Annotated in this window: 13 protein-coding genes; 9 read left to right on the forward strand and 4 right to left on the reverse strand. The window is 72.3% G+C overall.

Features of this window, described 5'->3' with window-relative positions:
* Positions 1–9: 9 nt before the first annotated feature.
* The 3 genes from SVTN_RS37455 (at position 10) to SVTN_RS37465 (ending at position 4,452) form a co-directional block, all read left to right on the forward strand.
* Positions 10–1,197 carry a Kelch repeat-containing protein gene (locus SVTN_RS37455; RefSeq protein WP_052499540.1) on the forward strand — a complete coding sequence of 396 codons (1,188 nt, stop codon included), beginning with the start codon at positions 10–12 and terminating at the stop codon, positions 1,195–1,197.
* Positions 1,194–2,351 carry a Kelch repeat-containing protein gene (locus SVTN_RS37460; RefSeq protein WP_041133063.1) on the forward strand — a complete coding sequence of 386 codons (1,158 nt, stop codon included), beginning with the start codon at positions 1,194–1,196 and terminating at the stop codon, positions 2,349–2,351. The genes SVTN_RS37455 and SVTN_RS37460 overlap by 4 nt, the downstream gene beginning before the upstream one ends.
* A gap of 328 nt (positions 2,352–2,679) precedes the next feature.
* On the forward strand, positions 2,680–4,452 hold the full coding sequence (locus SVTN_RS37465; protein ID WP_425429036.1) for an ATP-binding SpoIIE family protein phosphatase: 1,773 nt from the start codon (positions 2,680–2,682) through the stop codon (positions 4,450–4,452).
* A 132-nt stretch (positions 4,453–4,584) separates the two neighbouring features.
* Here SVTN_RS37465 and SVTN_RS37470 read toward each other — a convergent pair whose 3' ends face one another.
* Positions 4,585–4,926: a YkvA family protein gene (locus tag SVTN_RS37470; RefSeq protein WP_052499786.1), complete on the reverse strand. Its 342-nt coding sequence runs from the start codon at positions 4,924–4,926 to the stop codon at positions 4,585–4,587.
* Between the two features lie 336 nt (positions 4,927–5,262).
* Here SVTN_RS37470 and SVTN_RS37480 point away from each other — a divergent pair, with 336 nt between their 5' ends.
* On the forward strand, positions 5,263–7,659 hold the full coding sequence (locus SVTN_RS37480; RefSeq protein ID WP_174518348.1) for a SpoIIE family protein phosphatase: 2,397 nt from the start codon (positions 5,263–5,265) through the stop codon (positions 7,657–7,659).
* Between the two features lie 130 nt (positions 7,660–7,789).
* Here SVTN_RS37480 and SVTN_RS37485 read toward each other — a convergent pair whose 3' ends face one another.
* Positions 7,790–8,881: a PP2C family protein-serine/threonine phosphatase gene (locus tag SVTN_RS37485; RefSeq protein WP_052499541.1), complete on the reverse strand. Its 1,092-nt coding sequence runs from the start codon at positions 8,879–8,881 to the stop codon at positions 7,790–7,792.
* Positions 8,882–9,277: 396 nt separating this feature from the next.
* Between SVTN_RS37485 and SVTN_RS46715 the strand changes: the two genes are divergently transcribed.
* The 3 genes from SVTN_RS46715 to SVTN_RS37495 all read left to right on the forward strand — a co-directional run bounded on the left by SVTN_RS46715 (position 9,278) and on the right by SVTN_RS37495 (position 12,155).
* A complete protein-coding gene (locus SVTN_RS46715) occupies positions 9,278–9,841 on the forward strand; it encodes an amidase family protein (RefSeq protein WP_425429066.1) in 564 nt (187 codons plus the stop codon).
* A gap of 341 nt (positions 9,842–10,182) precedes the next feature.
* Positions 10,183–11,472, forward strand: a complete 1,290-nt coding sequence (locus SVTN_RS41290) for a peptidoglycan-binding protein (protein ID WP_107072785.1) — start codon at positions 10,183–10,185, stop codon at positions 11,470–11,472.
* A gap of 26 nt (positions 11,473–11,498) precedes the next feature.
* Positions 11,499–12,155: a M23 family metallopeptidase gene (locus tag SVTN_RS37495; RefSeq protein ID WP_041133066.1), complete on the forward strand. Its 657-nt coding sequence runs from the start codon at positions 11,499–11,501 to the stop codon at positions 12,153–12,155.
* A gap of 462 nt (positions 12,156–12,617) precedes the next feature.
* Here SVTN_RS37495 and lanL read toward each other — a convergent pair whose 3' ends face one another.
* Together lanL and SVTN_RS37505 are read right to left on the reverse strand one after the other, a co-directional pair.
* Entirely contained in the window at positions 12,618–15,161 is a 2,544-nt protein-coding gene (gene lanL / locus SVTN_RS37500; RefSeq protein ID WP_041133067.1) for a class IV lanthionine synthetase LanL, read from the reverse strand.
* A gap of 2 nt (positions 15,162–15,163) precedes the next feature.
* Entirely contained in the window at positions 15,164–15,346 is a 183-nt protein-coding gene (locus SVTN_RS37505; protein WP_041133068.1) for an SflA family class IV lanthipeptide, read from the reverse strand.
* Between the two features lie 1,093 nt (positions 15,347–16,439).
* Between SVTN_RS37505 and SVTN_RS37515 the strand changes: the two genes are divergently transcribed.
* Together SVTN_RS37515 and SVTN_RS37520 are read left to right on the forward strand one after the other, a co-directional pair.
* Positions 16,440–16,643: a DUF6229 family protein gene (locus SVTN_RS37515; protein WP_041133069.1), complete on the forward strand. Its 204-nt coding sequence runs from the start codon at positions 16,440–16,442 to the stop codon at positions 16,641–16,643.
* 180 nt (positions 16,644–16,823) lie between these two features.
* A complete protein-coding gene (locus tag SVTN_RS37520; RefSeq protein WP_041133070.1) occupies positions 16,824–19,673 on the forward strand; it encodes a type 2 lanthipeptide synthetase LanM family protein in 2,850 nt (949 codons plus the stop codon).
* Positions 19,674–19,970 lie beyond the last annotated feature (297 nt).

Below are 19,970 nucleotides of genomic sequence, written 5' to 3' on the forward strand. Positions count from 1 at the left end.
GAGGACGAGGTGCGCACGCTCGTGACGGACGGCGGTGACCGGCCGCCGCCCGCGACGGCGGTCACCGGACACTGGGCACCGGCAGGGACGCTGCCCGTCCCACTGGTCTACTGGCACGGTCAGTACGAGGGTCCCGTCACCCTCCACGACGGGCGGGTGCTTGCCGCGGGTGGCGCCGGACGGCTCCTCGAAGCCCTCGCCGACGCGGCGGTGTTCGACCCGGCCTCGGGCACCTGGACCGAGACGGGCAGGCTGCACGAGGCACGCCGCATCCACTCGCTGACGGTGCTTCGCGACGGCCGGGTCCTTGCCGCCGGAGGCATCACCGGCCCGCAGGCATTCCCGCCGAGCGCGGTCGCCGGCAGCGAGCTCTACGACCCCGAGGCCGGGACCTGGACGCCCGCCGCGCCCATGGCCGGTGCCCGGTACGGGCATTCGGCCACCCTGCTGCCGGACGGCCGGGTCCTCGTGGCGGGCGGCAACCGGCTCCGCGACGCACGGACCGTCGTCACCCTGACGACCGCCGAGCTCTTCGACCCGGACACCGGCACCTGGTCGCCCGCCGCCGAGATGGCCGACGCCCGCTGGCACCACATCGTGGCCCCGCTGCCGGGCGGACACCTCCTCGCGGTCGCAGGCCTGGCCGCCACCGGGCAGTTGCTGCCGACCGCACTCGCCCTCTGCGAGGTCTACGACCCGCGCACCGACAGCTGGGCGGCGACCGGGGCGCTGCGCGACGCCCGGTACGGCCACCAGGCCGTCCCGCTGCCCGACGGCACGGTCCTCGCCATGGGCGGCGGACGGTCGCGCTCCGACGACGCCCGCTTCGACCCGTACGGCACGACGAGGGTGGAACGCTACGACCCGGAGACCGGAACCTGGTACGACGAACAGCCGCTGCCGTGGACCCGCAGCCACCCCCGGGCGCTGCCCCTGCCCTCGGGCGAGGTCCTGGTGTTCGGTGGCGCGGACGAGGCCGCCCTGGACGTGGGCTTCCCGAGCGCGCTGCGCTTCGACCCGGTCGCCCGCCGCTGGTCCCCTGCCGGGCCACTGCGGACCGGACGCTGGGCGTTCGGCGCGACCTCGCTCGCCGATGGCCGGGTCCTCGCGGCGGGCGGGGTCTCCCGTGCCGGGTCCGCCACCGCGGTCTTCGCCGCAGCAGTCGGCGCGGGGGAGGCCGAGGTGTTCACGCCATGAGCACCGGACACTGGGCACCGGTCGGCGCACTGCCCTGGGAGCAGGACCTGTTCGGCGCGGCGAGCGGCGCGGTCCGGCTCCCCGACGGCCGGGTCCTCCTCGCGGGCGGGGCGGACGCCCTGCTCGCCGCCACCGCCGAGGCGGCCCTGTTCACCCCGGCCACGGGCACCTGGTCGGAGACGGCGCCCCTGCGCACCGCCCGGCGGATGCACACCACCACCGTCCTCGCCGACGGCCGGGTCCTGGTGACCGGCGGCTACACCGGCCCGCTCTCCTTCCCCGTGCGCCCACTCGGCACGGCCGAGGTGTACGACCCGGGGACCGGTCGCTGGACGGACACCGTGCCCATGAGGCAGGCCCGTTGCGGGCACTCCGCGACACTGCTCGCCGACGGCCGGGTCCTGGTGGCGGGCGGCAGCGACCGCCGCTCGGGGGACTCCGAGCGCTCACTGACCTCGGCCGAGGTGTTCGACCCGGAAGGCGGCGGACGGTGGACCGCGACCGGCGACCTCACCGACGCCCGGACGCACCATCCCGCCACGGCCCTGGCCGACGGCAGCGTTCTGGTGGCCGGCGGCTGGGCCTCGACCCGCCGGGACGGGTCGGGAGGGGCCGCCCTCGCGCACTGCGAGCGCTACGACCCGGGCACGGGCACCTGGACCCGGACGGCCGGTCTTGCCGTGCCCCGCACAGCCCACCAACTGACGCCGCTGCCCGACGGTTCCGTGCTGGCCACCGGCGGCGGCACGAGCGGGGACATCGGACCCGACGGGCGCGTCGACCCGTACAGCCTGGCCACCGCCGAGCGCTACCACCCGGGCTCCGGCACCTGGACCCGCGAGCCGGACATGCCCTGCGGCCGTTCCCTGCACCGGGCCCTCCCGCTGCCCTCGGGCGAGGTCCTGGTGGTGGGCGGCGGCACGGAGCCCCTGTGCGACGCGGGCCTGAGCAGTGCCGTGCTGTACGACCCGCTGACCCGGAGCTGGTCGCCGGCGGCCGGGACGGCGGTGGGCCGCGCCGAGTTCGCAGCGGTGGCACTGGCCGACGGGCGGATCCTGGTGGCGGGCGGCGCGGTCCGCACGGGCCCGTCCACGCCGACGGGCGGCCATCATCGGCTCACGCGCACGAGCGAGCTGTACACCCCGGCCTCTTGAACCTCGGCAGCGGCCCTTCGACGGATCAGTTCGGCCGCCTTCTCGACCGCGTCCCCGGAGCGGGTACGGGCCTGGGCCCGGCGCGCCGAGCGCGGCCCCCTCGATCGCCACGCGGAGGGCGACGCCGTCGAACAGGTCGGAGGGCCCGGGGCTCGCCGACTTCGGGGGCGCGTCTCGTCGAAGATGCTCAGATCTCCGCGCCGTCCTGGGCAAGCTCTCGGCCCGGAGTCGGCCGATCGGCCGGAAAAAGGTGCATGCTGGGCACGAACAGCGATCGAGTACCTGCCTGGAGGTCGAAAGAGTGAACGGCGGCGAGGGGAGACGACGCGTGCCCGGCCGCGCCTCGGCCGGCAAGGGCGCTGCGGCGCACGGCCCGGCCGGTGCCCGCAGGCGGCTCGCCCGGAGCGGCGGCGAGGTCCCCCTCGACCGGCTCACCACACGCGATCGGCTCGCCTGGTTGAACTCCGCCGGTTCCAGGATCGGCACCACCCTCGACCTGGAACGCACTGCCCAGGAGCTGGCCGAGTTCACCGTGCCACGCTTCGCCGACGGCACCGCCGTCGACATTCTGGAGAGCGTCCTGCAGGGCGAGGAAGGCGCACGGTGGACGGGTACGGGCGCCCCGCTCATGCGGGCCACCGCGCTGTGCGCCGTCGAGGAGCTGTCCTCCCTCGAACCGACCCCGGTGGGCGAGACCACCGCTCGCGCCGAAGAGGCGCACGAGACGCTGCTCCACCGCTACTGTCTGCGACAGGGCAGGCCGGTGCTGGTGAGACGCATGAGGAGGGACGACTTCCTCAAGGTCGCGCCGACGGAGAGCGCCGCGGCGAAGATGCGAGCCGCCGGAGTGCACAGCTACCTCGCCGTACCGCTGATCGCCCGCGGGCTACTGCTCGGCAGCGCGGACTTCGTCCGCGGCCCCGGAAGGCCACCGTTCTCCTCCACCGACCTGGCACTGGCGGAACAGCTGGCCTCCCAGGCCGCCGTCTACATCGACAACGCCCGGCTGTACGGACGCGAGCGTGAGCGCGTCGTCTCGTTGCAACGCGCTTTGCTGCCGCGCGTGACCCCGGTGACGCCCGGGCTGCGCGTACAGGCGGAGTACGCGCCCTCGACGGCCCACCACGGCGTGGGCGGGGACTGGTACGACGTCATGGCCCTGCCCGGCGGACGTACGGCCCTCATGGTGGGCGACGTCATGGGCCACGGGTTGCCCGCGGCCGCCACCATGGGGCGTCTGCGGGCGGTGGCCCGCACCCTGATGACCCTGGACATGGCCCCGGAGCGCGTTCTCGCCCGGCTCGACCTCGCCACCCGTGACCTGGAGGACGAGCAGGTCGCCACGTTCCTCTGCGCCGTGTTCGACCCGGCCGACTCCACGTACACGCTGGCCAGCGCCGGGCACCTGCCGCCGCTGCTCCTCGACGGACAGGGCTCCGCCGAGTTCGTGGACGTACCGGTCGGCGCGCCGCTCGGTGCGGGAGTGATCCCGTACGACCCGATCCGTCTGAAAGTACCGAGGGGCGGCAATCTGGTCATGTACACGGACGGCCTCGTCAAGTCCCGCCACGCGGACATCGACCACCAGCTGGACTGTCTGCGCTCCGCGGCGCGCGGCCTGGCCCCCGACGTCCTCGAAGGCGGCGGCCTGATCGGGTGCGCCCCTGCCGACGCCGCCCGCTTCGACGAGGCCGTGCTCCTCGTCGCGACGGCCCCCGCGGAAGACCCGGCCGATGTGCGCGAGTGGCAGTTGCCGCAGGAAGGGCGAGCGGCGTCCGTGGCCCGGAGCCTGGTCACGGACCAGCTTGCCGCATGGGATCTGACGGAGCTCGGCGACGTCTTCGAACTCGTCGTCTCCGAACTCGTCGGCAACGCCCTGCGCTACGGCAACGGCCCGGGCAGACTCCGGCTGCTCCGTGGCGACCGCCTCGTCGTGGAGGTCTCGGACACAGGCCCCGACCTGCCCCAGATCCAGCACGCGGATCTCAGCGACGAGGGCGGCCGAGGCCTCCAGCTCATCAACATGCTGTGCCGCCGATGGGGCTCCTGCCGCACCGTGAACGGCAAGGTGGTCTGGGCGGAACAGAACCTTCCCTCCTGAGGACGGACACCGACGCCGGCGTGACGAGAGCGACGACGCCGCTAGTCGGCCACCGGATGGAGCCGTACCGGATGGAGCCGCACCGGGGGGCGCACCGCACGATCCGGCGCAGACCTCCACAGGAATCCACCCTCACCGAGGCGGCCGCAGCCCCGCCGGACCGCTGCCCATGTCCTTCGAACCCTCGGGCAGCCCGTCGGGCCCCGCCCCGTTGCGGGCGGCAGCCGCGTGCAACGCCCGCAGGGCGATCAGGAGCACGCCGATGTCGTCCAAGTAGACCGGGTCCGGGATCAGGTCGATCGGTGAGACCGTGTAGAGCACCGAAGCCCAGAACAGGGCCTTGGACTGCAACGGGACACCGGCGTCCAGCAGCAACCTCCGAGTCCGGAAGACGCGGATGAGCAGAACGGCCGCGTATCCCGCCACCACGAGCACGAGAACGACGGCCACGATGAGCCAGAGGGAGCTGTCCATGCTGCTCTCCTGCCGGGGAACGTCCAGGCCACGCCGGTCGTCCGCGGCGGTCACCAGGCTACGACGCCGGCCCGCTGTCCGGCCTCGTCGGCCGCTCGCGTCACCGGCTCCTCTCCCCTCCGTGGGGACCGGACACACACGGTCGCGTACGGCGGCCGACAGGCCGAGTCCGGATCGACGGCACCGGTCTCGCGCGACGGCGCACAGGTCCGCCTCCCGGAGGAGTACCCGGAGGAGGGCGGCGAGGCGGTGCCGCCCCGGTTCGCGCTGTGCGGTGGCCGTCCGGACCGGACCGAGCGCACTGCGGTCGCGACCGCTCGGAAGGATGATGGGACCATGGAAGGGCTATCTTTCACTCCTCCCGCCGGGGCGGACGAAGGCGGGCACCTCGGCCCGCCCCCGGCCGCTTTCGCCCTGCTTGCCGCAGACGGAGTGCTCGTCGGGTGGAGTCGTGAGGCCGAGGCCCTCCTGGGGTATCCCGCTTCGCAGGTACTGGGACGCCGGGCGGCGGATCTGCTCGTCACCCCGCACGCCGATCGCGGCAGCTCGGAAGAGCAGTGGCCGGATCAGCAGCTGCGGCTCGGTGGGACACGCAGTGCCGTCGTGGACGTGCGCCACCGCAGCGGACACACCGTGCGTGTGGCGGTCACTCTGCGTCCCCTTACCCCCGCCTCCGACGGGGACTCCACCGGCCGGGTCCCCTCCGCCGTCCTCATGGCGGCCGAGCTGGAGGGGCTCCGCTGGTGGGAGACCCGACAGGCGATGCTGCAGGGGCTCGTCACCCAGTCGCCGGTGACACTGGCCATCTACGGTCCCGGCGCGCGCCTCTTGTGGGCCAACGCAGCCAGTGTCCGGGAGCTCGGCGGCGACCTCACGGCATCGCTGGGCCGCTCCATGACCGAACTCTTTCCCGGCGATGTCCTCACCACCCAGCATCTGGCGCCGCCCGAGGAATTCGTCCAGCAGATCCTCGACACCGGTGAGCCGGTCATCGACGTGCATTTCCGAGGGCGCGCCCCGGCCGACCCGCGGCGTGAGCGCGTCTGGTCCTCGTCCTATTTCCGCCTCCTCGACGGCCGGGGAGAGCCGGTGGGCGTGTGCGAACAGTCCATCGACGTCACCGACCACTACCGTGCGCAGCAGCGCCTCGCGCTCCTCGCGGAGGCCGGTGCACGGATCGGGGCGACGCTCGACCCGTCCGGAACGGCAGCGGAGCTCGCCAGGGTCGCCGTGCCGCGGTACGCCGACGCCGTGCTGGTCGACGTGGCGGCAGAGGTGCTCGAGGGAGAGGAACCGAAGCCCGTCACGGCGTGGGACCTGGTACGCGTGGCCGATTCCGACGGAGAACCCTCCCGGGTGGGCGAGCGGGTCGCGTACGCCGCCGGATCGTCGCAGGCCGAGAGCCTGGCCGGGGGCCGCGCGACCGCGGACGCCGTGGTCGCGCCGACGCGACTGTACGTCCCGCTGATCGTGCGGGGGACGCCCTTGGGCCTTGTCACCTTCGTGCGGGGTGAGGACTCGGAACCCTTCGACGACGGCGACCGGGCGGTGGCAGAGGAGCTGGCGTCGCGGACCGCTGTGTGCATCGACAACGCCCGGCGGTACCGCCGGGAGCGCACCGCCGCGCTCATGCTCCAGCGCAGCCTGCTGCCACGATCGCTGCCCGAGCTGAGCGCGGTCGAGGCGGCGAGTCGCTATCTGCCCGCCGACAGCCACCTCGGCGCCGGCGGCGACTGGTTCGACGTCATTCCGCTGTCCGGCGCACGTGTCGGACTCGTCGTGGGGGACGTCGTCGGCCACGGGCTGGGAGCCGCTGCCACCATGGGGCGCTTGCGCGCGATGGTGCGCACCCTGGCCGAGCTGGACCTCGCGCCCGACGAACTCCTGGCCCGGCTGAACGATCAAGTCGGCAAGGACGCGTCGGACCAGAACGTGAAAGGCCCGGACGGCAGCGGCGCCGTCGGAGCGACGTGCGTCTACGGGATCTACGATCCGGCTTCCCGGACGAGCACCTGGGCGGCGGCAGGACATCCGCCGCCGGCTGTGGTGCAGCCGCACGGCCCCGTCAGCTTCCTCCGTCTGCCACCGGGGCCTCCGCTGGGTGTGGGACGGCTTCCGTACGAGGGTGCGGAAGTGACGCTCGCCGAGGGAAGCCTGGTCGTCCTGTTCACCGACGGCCTCGTGGAGGCCCGGGGGCAAGGCATCGACGTGGGCTTGGGCCGCCTGGCGGCTGTACTCGGGGAGCAGCGAGGCTCGTCGTCGGAGCTGTTGTGCGGCCAGATCGTCGCGGATCTGGTGTCCGACCACGTACGGGACGACGCGACGCTCCTTGTCGTGCGTACCCGTGCGCTGGACGCACGCCAGGTGGCGGCCTGGGAGCTGCCCTCGGACCCCGCGCTCGTCGCACGCGCACGTTCGATGGCCGCGGAACAGCTGGGGCGGTGGGGACTGGACGAGCTGGCCTTCACCACGGAACTGGTGGTCAGTGAACTGGTCACCAACGCGATCCGTCACGCCTCCGGCCCGATCGGGCTGCGCCTGATCCGGGACCGTTCCCTCATCTGCGAGGTCTCCGACTCGCAGCACACCTCACCGCACGCCCGTTACGCAGGCAACGACGAGGAGGGCGGACGCGGACTGTTCATGGTCGCCCAGCTCACCGAGCACTGGGGTACGCGCTACATGCCGACGGGCAAGACGATCTGGGCGGAACAGGCCTTGCCCGTGCCTTGACGGCCACGCGCCGCCCGCCGTGGGTGGAGGAGTTCGAGGCATGCCGGGCCGCCGCCCCGGAAGGCGGCGAAGGCCCGGTCGGTGAGAGGTTCCAGGGCTCGTGGGGCGACACCTCGCCCACGGGCCTGGCTCATGACGTGTGCAGGCGCACGGCCAAGGCGGCGATGTCGTCGTCGAGGCTGCCTCTGCTGTGACGGAGGAGGTCGCGGTGCAGGGTCGTGAGCAGATCACGGGGAGGGGCGAGGGGCTGTCGGCGCATCCATGCTGTCAACGGGAAGAACTCACCGTCTCGGGCGCGGGTTTCGGCGATCCCGTCCGTATAGAGGAGGAGGAGCTCGCCGGGAGCGAAGTCGAAGGCGTCCGCACGGTACTGGTCGCCGATCAATTCCGCGAGGCTGAGCAGGGGCGAGGGGACGGACGGCTCGAGGACGCGTACGGTCTTCAGGCTGTGGACCAAGGGCGGGGGGTGTCCGCAGTTGACGATCGTGATGCGGCTGCCTTGATGCGGGATCTCGACGAGCAGCGCGGTGGCGAAGCGTTCCATCGGTGCCTCGGGCGGATGGGCGGCGTTGTGCCGGGCACAGCTGGCATCGAGCCTGCGGGCGATGGCGGCCATGGAGGCCTCGCCGTGTGCCGCCTCCCGGAAGGCGTTGACGATCGCTGCGGCCGCCCCCACTGCCGGCAGGCCTTTGCCCCGCACGTCGCCGATGAGCAGCCGCACCCCGTACGGAGTGTCGACCACCTCGTAGAAGTCCCCGCCGATGCGGGCCTCTGCGGCGGCCGCCAGGTACAGCGATTCGATCTCGACGTTCCGGAAACGGTGCGGCAGGGGCCGCAGCACCACCTGCTGGGCCGCGTCGGCGACGAGCCGTACCTGAAAGAGCGTGCGCTCCCGTTGAAGCCGGACATGGCTTCCGTATGCGGCGGCCACGGTGACCGCGACGATCCCCCCGCACGTCCACCACGTCCCCAGATCGGGGAAGACGAGACTGAGGCCGATCATCAGGAAGAGACAGACGGTCCCGAGCAGGACGGTCGGGAGGACCGGCCACATGGCGGCGGCCAGAGCCGGAGCCGAGGGCAGGAGACGGCTGAAGGCCAGCTCCGGCGGCGTGGCGTAGGCCAGACTGGCGATCACGACGGTCAGAATCACCGGCGACAGCCGCACGAGCCTGCCGTAGCCGTGGCTCCGACGGAGCCGCGGCCGTCCGGACTCGATCATGAATCCCAGAGTATCCGCGAGGGGCCCGCTCAGCGACGTGACGAGCGGGCCCCGTGTGCGACAGAGCACGCCTGCCGGCTTGCGAGGACGCGCCCGCGTGATGCGTCACTGACGCGTAGGAACAGGAAGGTCACGGACAGTGTCATCGAGTGCCAGGAGCGTCTGCCAGGAGCATCCTTTCTGCCGCGTCAGGCTCGCGGACGCCCAGCGGATGGGGTCCGGCAGCAGACCAACCCCTTCATCGAGCAGTCGACTGAGCGCTTGGCTCCTGCGCTTCGGCCGTCGGCGACGGCGGTGGCACGGCTGCCTCGACCGTGGCCGGCATTGCCCCGCTGATCTGGGGATCGGACGGGGAGGCTCCATCCGGGCGCCGGCCTCGCTCTGCGAAGCCGTGGCATCAAACCGACCACCGGACGCAGCCCTCATAGGGGCAACACGGACCCTGACACGAGGGAAAGGCCGATCAGCCGCCGTGTCGTGGACGCCGCCCTCATGCTTGACGCCACTGTCCGTCCGCACCCGTGGGATCGGTTCGCCCTCCCTTCTGCCAGGGGCCTTTACACCGAGGCCACGACCGCGGACGGCGACCTCGCCGGCATCCGCATCGCGGCCGGCTTCGATCGCGATCAGGGTCCGATCGCCCCGCAGACCCGCCGCGCTTTGTCCGCCGCGCTGGACGACCTGCGAGCTGCCGGTGCCGTGGCCGAGGAGGTGCCGGTCTTCCTTTCGGCTGCACTTCGGTGTGGACCCGACCGGGTGTGCTCGGCAAGCGGGCCAGGCCATCGAGGTCCTCCTCCGTCACCACGTCAGGTTCCTCAACGGCGTCCAGGAGCACACCAATCGCCTCATCGAGCATGCGGGAGTAGGACCGCGTCAGCTAGGGCACGGCGCGCGGGTCAGCACGAGCGCGACAGTGACGCTCGCTCCGGCGAGGATCAGGGAGGGGAACTCTCGGCGTGAGCGGAACGCGTCCCGGGTGAGGACGGTGAACAGGGCGCACAGGGCGAACTCCAGGCCGTTGACCGGTGCGGGCAGTGCCGAGGCCGGATTCCTGGTCGGCCGACGGCCGCATCGACCCCGCCGCGGAAGTGACCGACAGATCAACAGCGCAGGACATCCGAGGGCCATAGGGTCATGGGCGCCGCATCAGGACCGATCGACGTCAGCGAAGCCGGCTGGGGCAACCGCCCCTCTCCGGTGGCGATCACCAGCCGTGGCTGATTCGCTGGAAGTGGTGGGCCTCCGTACCAAAGTCCTCTCGGTTTCCCCGAACGCCGACTCATCGGAAGGATGGGCGGACGATGGCAGCACCTCAATGGCGGAGACTGGTCGATCACATCCAGAGCGTTCCCGAGGGCGTGTACGAGACGAACGTGCCGGGGACCGGTTACGACAACAGGACACAGTTCGGAAGGCAGTTCGGCGAGGACGGCGAGCCGTGGTGCGTCATGTTCAACTGGGACATGTACGCCGACGTCGGCCTGGACCACATCGTTCCCAAGGTCGACAACGTCTCCGTCTTCACCGAATGGGCCAGGACGCGCGATCAGTGGTCCGACTACCCCTCCATCGGGGCGTGGACGAACCTGTCCCACGGCGGCCACACCGAGGTCGTGGTCGGTTTCGACGAGACCCACGTCTACACCAAGGGCGGCAACACCGTTCCCGAGAACGCCGAAGACGCGGGCCAGGGCTACGGCGTCTACTCGCACCGTACGGAGCGGCGCAACATGAAGGTCGTGGGTTACTTCGCGCCGGAGTTCGAGGACGGCTGCCCGCCCACCGCCGACCCCGACGATCACCGGGGCGGCACGGCCGTCGCCTCATGGCGCTGGCCCGGTCCAGTACTGCCGCGTTCGGACATCGCGGTGACAGCTTCGGAGGTCGTGTTCGGCGCGCGGAACACCTCGGTGAGAATCGTCCAGGGCGCGCTCGCCGAGGAAGTGGGGCTTGACTACGCTGCCGCACCGGGCACGTTCGGGCCGCGTACGAAAGCGGCGGTGGCCGCCTTCCAGCGGAAGCTCGGCTTCACCGACGGCGACGCGGACGGTGTGTTCGGGCGCTTCTCGCTCACCGAACTGGGCCGTCGGCAGAGCTTCACGGTCCGCGGGCTGAGCTTCTTCGACCGGCCTGCCCTGCCGGACGGCGAGGTCGCAGGGCACTCCGCCATCCCCCTGTCGAGCGTCAAGTTCGATCACGTGCAGGACGGAAGCACCACGGCGGCGGCCAAGGAGGCCTGCCGCATCCTCCGCGTGCCGGAGACTCATTGGGTGCCGGGCATCCTGGTCGCCGCCCGGCGCGAGTCGTCGTACCGGTTCAACGCGGTGAATGACTGGGACAGCAACGCCACCGGGCCCAAGCAGAGCGACGGCCATCCACGCAACTGCTCCCGCGGAGTCATGCAGGTCATCCCGCCGACGTTCGCCTCGCACCACCAGCCTGGCACCTCAGAGGTCATTTACGACGGCGTGGCCAACATCTGCGCAGCCATGAACTATGTGATGGCTCGATACGGCGTGTACCGCGACGGGACGAACCTCGCAGGCCGCGTCTGCCAGTTCGACCCCAACCGCGGACCGTGCGGCTACTGATCACGGTCCCCGAAGGGACGCCCATCATGTCCAAGGTCGTCAATCTGTCGGAGCTGTACCCAGGCGCGCACAATGACAGCGTCCTGGTGGTCCAAGAGGCCCTGGCCCAGGCGGTGGGACTCGACTTCAGCTCGGGCCCGGGTGTCTACGGTGAACGCACCAGAGAGGCCTACGCCAAGTGGCAGCAGCACCTCGGTTTCTCCGGCGCGGACGCGGACGGACTCCCGGGAATGCAGTCGCTCAAGAAGCTCGGTGCCCGCTTCGGGTTCGAAGTCCGAGGCGAGGGGGAGTCGGGAAGGGTGCCCTCCCCGGTGCCCGGGCACGGCGTCACCTACCGTTACGGCATCCAGAATCCGCGGTACCTGGCCGGCTACCACACCGGGGACGACTACGCCTCGATGCAGGGAACTTCGGTGGTCGCCGTCCGCGACGGCTCCATCCAGTGGTCCAACGACAACGGCGGCGCCTACGGCCGCTGGGTCGGCCTCCAGGCCGACAACGGCCGGGTGTACGTCTACTGCCACCTCTGGCAACGGGGCGTCATCACCGGCCAGCAGGTCAGGGCGGGCCAACAGCTGGGCAAGGTCGGAGCGACCGGCAACGTCACCGGCCCGCACCTCCACTTCGAGGACCACCCGCCGGGCCCCTTCGTCTATGCGCATACCCGCAAGCCGGCGTGGTGAGGCGGCCGGAGCCACCGTGCCGGGCCAGTGCTCCGGCGATGGCCCGGCACGGAAGCCCACCGCGGACGGAGGATGAAGTGGGGCGAGCGGAGCAGTGTGCACGGCTGCGGGCCACCGCGTGGGGAGGACCGTCTCAGGGCGCCCATCAGGCCCGGCGTCACGTTCAACCATCGGAGACGCCGAGATGACCGTGCTTTTCTTCGACATCGGGGCGACGCTGGCGGATGTCAGTGTTCGAAGCCGACGGCTCCCTCCGTTTCCGCCCCCGGCCCCGTGCTCTTGAGGTCACCTGTGTAGGCGGCAACCATGTGCGACCCTGCCGGAGGACACCGCGGCGTGTGCCACCACGGCCGGGTTGATGCACTGCTGTCCGCGGTCGGACCCGGGCCGGTCGTGCCTGACCGTCGGGCATGTCCGGTACGACGTGGGCGGCGGGGGCGACCGCGCCGCCGGTGGCAGCGGTCAGGCGACGAGGCCGAGCCGCGGACCGCCCCGGTCGTGCAGTCGTCTGAAGAAGGCCAGCACGCCCGCGGAGCCGCCGGCCCAGGTGGCACTCGACCGGGTGAGGCCGGTGTCCGGGAACACGGGCCGGGACCAGGTGCCGCCGCTGCGGCTCAGGATGAGCAGGGCGACGGTCTCGGCCGCGTCCCAGAACTCCTCGGACGCGGACGCCTCTGCGACGTCCACCATCAGGTCGCCCACTCCGGCCAGTCCGCAGCACTGCGTGACCAGCGGCATCCGCGGTGCCAGTGCGGCGCAGGCGCGCGCGGCCCGTTGGGCGAGGTCGAGGTACCCGGGCTCATCGAGGAGTTCGGCGGCCCGGACGAGTACGGTCCCGATGCCGGCCAGGCCCCGGCACCACGAGCCGTAGCGGCGTGTAGCTCCCGGCTCGGCGGCCGCTGCGATGATGTCCGGTGTCACGGCGGCCAGGTGTGCGGCGGCCTTCTCGGAGCGGCTGATCGCGTCAGGGTCCCCGGTCGCGTCGCCGTACTCGAGCAGGAAGCAGGTGATGCCGGCCTCGCCGTGCGCGATGCCCTCGCGGAGTGCGGCGCTGCCCGCCGTGTCCGGGCCGGTCGGGGTCAGTCGGGCGGCGCCCGACGCGAGCATCCGGTCGCAGCCGGCGGCGATGGCGAGGTGCCGGTCCGCGGCGTGTCGGTGACCGGACCGGAGGGCGTGGCGGGCGAGCAGCAGCCGGCCGAGGCCGATTCCGGCGGCGCCCGCGATCAGGTCCGCCTCCGGCGGTCCGCCGTCCGGTGCGCGCTCCGGCAGGACGGGGTACCCGGACCGCGGGGCCGCGTCCGTCCCCGTACTCGCCCCTGCCTCCGCGAGGAAGAGTTCGACGCCGGTGCGCCCCGTGTAGAAGCCGGGTGACAGGTTCCTGGACTGTTCCGCCGTCCACTGCGCCAACGCGGCGACGGTGGAGCGCACATGGGGCCGGTGCGCATGGTGGAGGAGTTCCAGTCCGAGTCCCGAACTGCCGCCGTAGACGTCGATCGAGGTCGGGACGTTCAGCTGCGCGGCCTGTACCGGGTCCATGATCGCCTGCGCTTCACCGACGCAGAACGAGGTCGTGTGCTCGATGATCTCGTCCAGCAGGTCGTTGTCGATCCGGGGGCGCGCGGGCCGGGGTGCGGTGACGGCCGTGCCGGTGCGCAGGCGGTCGGCGGCGGTGGTCCGTACGGCCGGGTCGAAGCTCAGGAGGCCGGTGATCGACGACCGGATCTCCCGGTGGGCGCGCCCGGGCAGCGCCGATGCCAGGCAGGCCAGGGTCCGGTCCCGGTTGACCCCGTGGTCGGTGTCGACGATCACCGGGTCCATGCCGGTGGCGGCGAAGAAGAGGGTCGCGCCGAGGGCGTAGTAGTCGTCGGCGGGGGCGGCCGGTCCGGTCGCGCGCAGAACCGGCTCGCTGTATCCGGGGGTCGCCCCGCCCGGGCCGGCGCCGTCCCATTCGCTGATCCCGAAGTCGATCACGTGGCAGTGGTCGGGGCCCGAGTCGTCGAGCACGACGTTGTCGGGCTTGAGGTCGCGGACGACCACGTTCCTGCCGTGGATCGCGTCCAGGACGCGCAGGAGCCGGGAGGCGAGGACGGACAGGGAGCGCGCCGGCCGGGTGTCGTCGTCCCGGTAGGGGCCGTTCCGCAGAACCTCCCTGCGCAGGTCCCGGTCGCCGCAGCTGCTCATCACCAGGTACTCGTCCGTCTGGTGAGCGAAGTAGTCCAGTGCGCGGGGCACGCCCGTGACGCCGTCGAGCGCGGTGAGGACCGTGCGCTCGTTGCGCAGCCGGTGGCGGGCGTCCGTACCGGATTCGTCCTCGCCCACGAAGGCCCTCGCCTGTTTGACCACCACCGGCCGTCCGAGGGTGCGGTCGACCGCGCGGTAGACGTTGCCCCGGGGCGCACGCGCGATGCCGGCGGTGACCGTGTAGCGTCCGCCGCCGAAGCCGGCCGCGGACGGCTCGTCACCGTGTCCGGAGTCGGGTGCGAAGGGGTCCTCGGCCCAGGGCGGGCACCTGTAGCGGCCGACGGCCAGGCCGTCGAAGATCCGGCCGTCCGGCCCGGTCATGATGGATTCGAGCCGCCCGCTCCGGCCGGTCCGGTAGTCGCCCGTGAAGGGGCCGTAGCGGTAGTAGACCGGGGCCCTCGGGTCGACCCGCCGATCGCTGACGACCCGAGGGCCCTCCCGGCCACGCAGTACGGCGGCGAGTTCCCGGCCGATCTCGACCACGGCGTCGGCCGGGGGATAGACGGTGATCGCCTTGCCGACGGCTCCGGCGCTCACCACTCCGGAGTTGAGGCGGCGCAGCGTCTCGGGGTCACGGGCGAACTTCGCATGGCAGACGTGTCGGGACAGCACCGGCAGGACGAGCCGGATCACGGCGTCGAGGTCGCCAGGACGCGCCGATACGTGCAGTTTCCAGCCGTGTTCCATCACCGGCATCCGCGGATCGTTCAGATACGACCATGTGCCGTCGGACCAACCGCTTCGGCCGGTGATGGAAACGGCCACCGCTACGAGTTCAGGTCGCAGGCGAAGCGGGTGGTGGCGGTCACCCAGGGGTCGGAGAGACACGCCGAGTATTCGCGGTCGCTGCGGTCGTCGTCCTCGAACGCGATCGCCTCGTCGTCGATCTCGAGCGGACCCGCGTCGCGGAATCCGTCGGCTTCCAGAAGTTCCGGCACGGCTAAGGGCATGTGACGCCTCCATGGTGTGTCGTGCGCTGAGGAGCAGGTAATGGCCGACGTGGGCCGGTGGACCCGCCGGGCCAAGGACTTGCTGAACAAAAGTAGGGAGGGGTGGACTCGCTGACAAGGGGGCGGGCGGGACTGCTCTAGAGAACTCCAACCCCGGCACCGACCCCGGCGAAGGCCGCAGAACTCACCCTCGCCCAGCTCCGGGCAGCCCTCGTCGGACCGCGCGATTGAAGCGGCCGGTGTCCTGGAACGAGAGCACTCGTGAGTGCCGCCTGCTGGACGGTCAGCGAAGTGGGATACGGGGTGCTCGCCGCCCTCGACGAGCCGCAGTCGTCCCCTGCACCCCTGATCGGCATGGGCCCGGCTCAGTGGTTCTTTGCGCGTCACCGCTGCCGGCGGACTGCTGTCGAGGGGTGCCTCGCAGGGTTTGACGTACTGTCCGGGCTCCTGGACGTCGCTCGTGGACGTCCTACGACCGGGCCTGGCCGGTACGTCGCGGATGCTCTGGCCACGGAGACCGCGTCGGCGGACACCATGACCGTCTTCGCCCTGATCGTATAAGCGGACTCCATCACGATGCGGCAGGGCTGCCCCGGTAACTCGACTACAAAGCCACCAGTTTGGCTTCCTGGTCCCTGAGATGTCTTTGCGGCCCCTGACGTGCGAGGCGTCGACCCCGTCCTCCTCGAAGCCCGCAGCCCCGTGCCGTACGCGCCCACCACCATCGTGGGCAGGGTGTCAGTCGCGGAACTCGTCGCCCGGTCGTAGAGGAAGGGAGCGCGACCTCCTGAGCGTTCTCAACGAGCCGGTCTTCGAGGCGACGCCGGTCGGTTCGACGGAGAAGGGCCACAGGCCCCGGTGACGGCCGGGTCGCCGCCCTCTGCCGGTTTCGGGCGCCGTGGACTCCCGTAGTTCCCGGAGACGTCGACATCGCTGCTGGTGCCGCGCAGCTACGAGGTGAGGATGGCGCCGATCGGCAGGTACGTGCCCGGAATCCCGCTCGACGATTGGCCGGTTTTGGCAGATCCCGGACGGACCACCTCCGGTGGATTCTGTAGCCCGTGCACTCCCGGCGAATCGTAGGAGGTACCACATGTCCATCATGTCCATCACCCGCGCGGACGAGATCGTCACCGCCTGGCTCCAGGGCGCCGAGACGGCCTTCGGCGCCGACAACCCGGCCGGCCCGCTCTACGTGGGCGGTGCGGCCGGAGAGGCCGCGCTGACCGACGGCACCGAGGCGCTGCTCACCGGGTGCAGCAGCTGTACGGGCTCGCTGCACAGCTACTGCTGCTGACGAACCGTCGTACGGCACCGGACGCACCACCCGGGGAGCCCTCAGGGGCTCCCCGGCCCGACGAGGCCCGACGAGGCCCGACGAGGCCCGACGAGGCCCGACGAGGCCCGACGAGGCCCGACCACGCGCAGCCGGCCCCGTGTGCGGAAACCCGACCCAGACGTCAGGAGAGGACTCAGCATGGTGGAACCGGTGGCAGCGGCCCGCGCGGCCGACGGACCGCCGCCCGAGGGATGGTTCGCGGGCCCCGTGGACGCCTTCGCGGCCCCGCTGTTCGCGGAGCTGGACGACCGGATCCCGGGGATGGCCGGGCTGGCCTCCGACGAGCGGGAAGTCCTGCGCGAGGCGACACGCGAGGCCCTCCGTCGTACCCTTCAGCTCCGGCTCAACCGGGTGCTCCTGCTGGAGCTGCGGGCTGCCGCCCTCGCCGGCGACCTGCCCGGTACGGACCCGTCCGCGCGATGGGACGCCTTCCTCCGGCAGGCCTCCGCGCCCGGCTTCTCCGAGACCCTGCACCGGCGCTACCCGGCGCTGCGCCGACGGGCCTTCGCCTCCGGACGCCTGCTGACCGAGGGCGCCCTGGAGCTGGGTGCGCGGCTCGCCGCGGACCGGCGGGCCGTCGCCGGCCTGCTCGGGGGCGATCCCGGACCGCTGCGCGCCCTGGAGCTAGCCCGAGGGGACACCCACCACGGTGGCCGGGCGGTGGCGCGGCTGGTCTTCGAGACCGCCTGCGTCATGTACAAGCCGCGACCGGTGGAGGTGGACGCCGCGCTGCGCTCCTTCGTCGCCGCCGTCCCCGGCGCCGAGGACCTGGGCGTACCGAGGGTGGTGGTACGGGACGGCTACGGCTGGGCCGAGCACCTCGGTCACCGCCACTGCCAAGGAGAGGCGGAACTCGCCCGCTTCTACCGCGCCCTGGGCGGCTGGCTGGCGGTGATGCGGCTCCTCGGCGGGACCGACCTGCACGCCGAGAACCTGGTGGCCCACGGTCCGGTGCCCGCCGTCGTCGACGCCGAGGCCCTGTTCACCCCCGATGTCGAGGTTCCGCCGAGCGGGCGCGGCGACGCCGTGGACCGGGCGGCCCGGACGATCCGCAACACCGTGCTGCGCACCGGCATCCTCCCGCTGCGCACCGACGGCTACGCCCTCGCCGGCGTGGACCTCTCGGCCGCCGGTGGTCTGCCCGGTCAGCAGCCGCAGATCCGCGTCCCGGTCATCACGGACGGAGGACGGGACACCGCCCGCATGGAGATCGCCGCGGTGGACCTGCCGCCGGCCCGCAACCACCCCAGCCCCGAGCCGGTGCTGATCCGACACTGGAACCAGGTGCTGACCGGCTTCGACGGGCTCACCGCGGCCCTGGCGGAGCTCGACGCGGGCGGTGGACTCGACGCGCTGTTGCGGGTGTTCGACGGCTGCCGGGTCCGCAGGATCCGGCGGCCCACGCAGACGTACACGGACATCGGCCGGATGCTCTGGCACCCGGCTTCGCTGCACGACCCCGACGCCGCCCTGGCCCGGGCCCGGGACATCCTCCATCGCAATGCCCTCGCCGCCCCGGGCGCGCCCCGCGAACCGGCCGTGATCGACCAGGAGATAGCGGACCTCCTGGTCGGAGACATCCCCGCGTTCGGCGAACGGGTGGACGGACAGCGGTTGGACGCCTTCCTCACCGGGTGGCGGCGGGCGGACCTCACCCGTGAGCGCGACACCATCCGCAGCGCCCTGGTCGGCGCCTACCTGAACGAACGCAGGCTTCCCGACCGGGTACGGACGCCCGCCCGCACGCCGCACGCCGAGGACCTGGACAGGCGGCGCCGCACGCTGGCGGCCGAGGCCGTGCGGACGGTCTGCGAGGCGGCCGTGCGCGGTGCCGACGCCACCGCGACCTGGATCAGTCCCGTGCTCACGGACTACGGCTGGGCCGTCCGCCCGCTGGGCGCGGACCTTTACACCGGGCAGGGCGGCGTCGCCCTCGCCCTCGCGGAGTACCAGCGGGAACAGCGGGCCGGCCGAGCCGATCCGGTGGCCGGTGTCGAGTCGGTGCTGGCCGGCACCCTGGAGGTACTGTCCGCCACCGAGGACACCACGCCGACCCGCCAGCTCGGCGGGTTCACCGGCATCGCCTCACAAGTGTGGACGTGGAGCGCACTGCACCACCTCCTCGGCACACCCGGCCTCCTCGACCGCGCCCGCGCCAGGGCCGCGCTGCTGACCCCCGAGGCCATCGCCGAGGACCGTGCCCTCGACGTGCTCAGCGGCGCGGCCGGCGCGGTCGTCCCCCTGCTCGACCTCGCCGAACTCACCGGCGAGGAGCGGTGGTTGGAAGCTGCCGCGGAGGCCGGTCGGCATCTGGAGCGGACCGTGGTCGTCGACGACCGCGGAGCACGGTGGTCCACGGTGATGTTCCCCGAGGGCATCGGCGGATTCGCCCATGGCGCCACCGGCGCCGGGTGGGCGCTCACCAGACTCGCCCTCTCGTCCGCCGGGAGCCCGGCCGACCGGCGTCGGTGGTACGAACTCGGCACTCTGGCACACGACTTCGAGGAGTCGCTGTACACGCCGGAGGTAGGCGCCTGGGTCGATGCGCGGATCGGAGGAGACGTCGACCATCCCACCGCGTGGTGCCACGGCAGCACGGGCATCGGCCTGGCCGCCCTCGACCTCCACCGGCGCACGGGCGATCCCCGCCACCTGGACACCGCGCTCCGCTCGGGGCCGGCCGGCCTGCGCGAGGGGTTCGGCTGGAGCCACACCCTCTGTCACGGCGACCTCGGACTCTGGGAGCTCCTGCACCACCTGCGCGGCCTGAAGGGGTACGAGGGACCGTCCGCCGCACAGGCCGACGCAGAGCTGATCACCGGCATCGAGCAGCGCGGTCCGGTCGGTGGCCTCGCCAAGGAGGCGTTTGCACCGGGTCTGCTCCCCGGGCTGTCCGGGGTGGTGCACCACCTGCTCCGGATGCACCCCGACGCACGCCTGAGCTCGCCTCTCCTCCTGGCCCACCCCGAGAGGCCGGACACCACCTGACGCGACCTACCGCCTCGGATGTCGAACGGCGGCGGACTCGGCGAGAGGGTCGGCCGCCGGCGCCCGGGAACGACCCGCTCTCGGATCGGCCGTCGTCGATGGAGCCGCAGCCGGTCGGCGGCCTCGCCGTACCATCGGCACCATCGGCATGGAACCCTTCCGCCGTCGGCCTCGGTCGCCGGGCCGCTGGCGGCGTCGCTGGGCGCCTCGGCGCTGGTCGTCGGCGTGGTCACGGGCGCCGGAGCCGGAAGCCCACGAGCGGGAGGCGGCTGCCACGGCCGTACTGGCGGCGGATCA

Source organism: Streptomyces vietnamensis (assembly GCF_000830005.1).
Classification (GTDB): Bacteria; Actinomycetota; Actinomycetes; order Streptomycetales; family Streptomycetaceae; genus Streptomyces; species Streptomyces vietnamensis.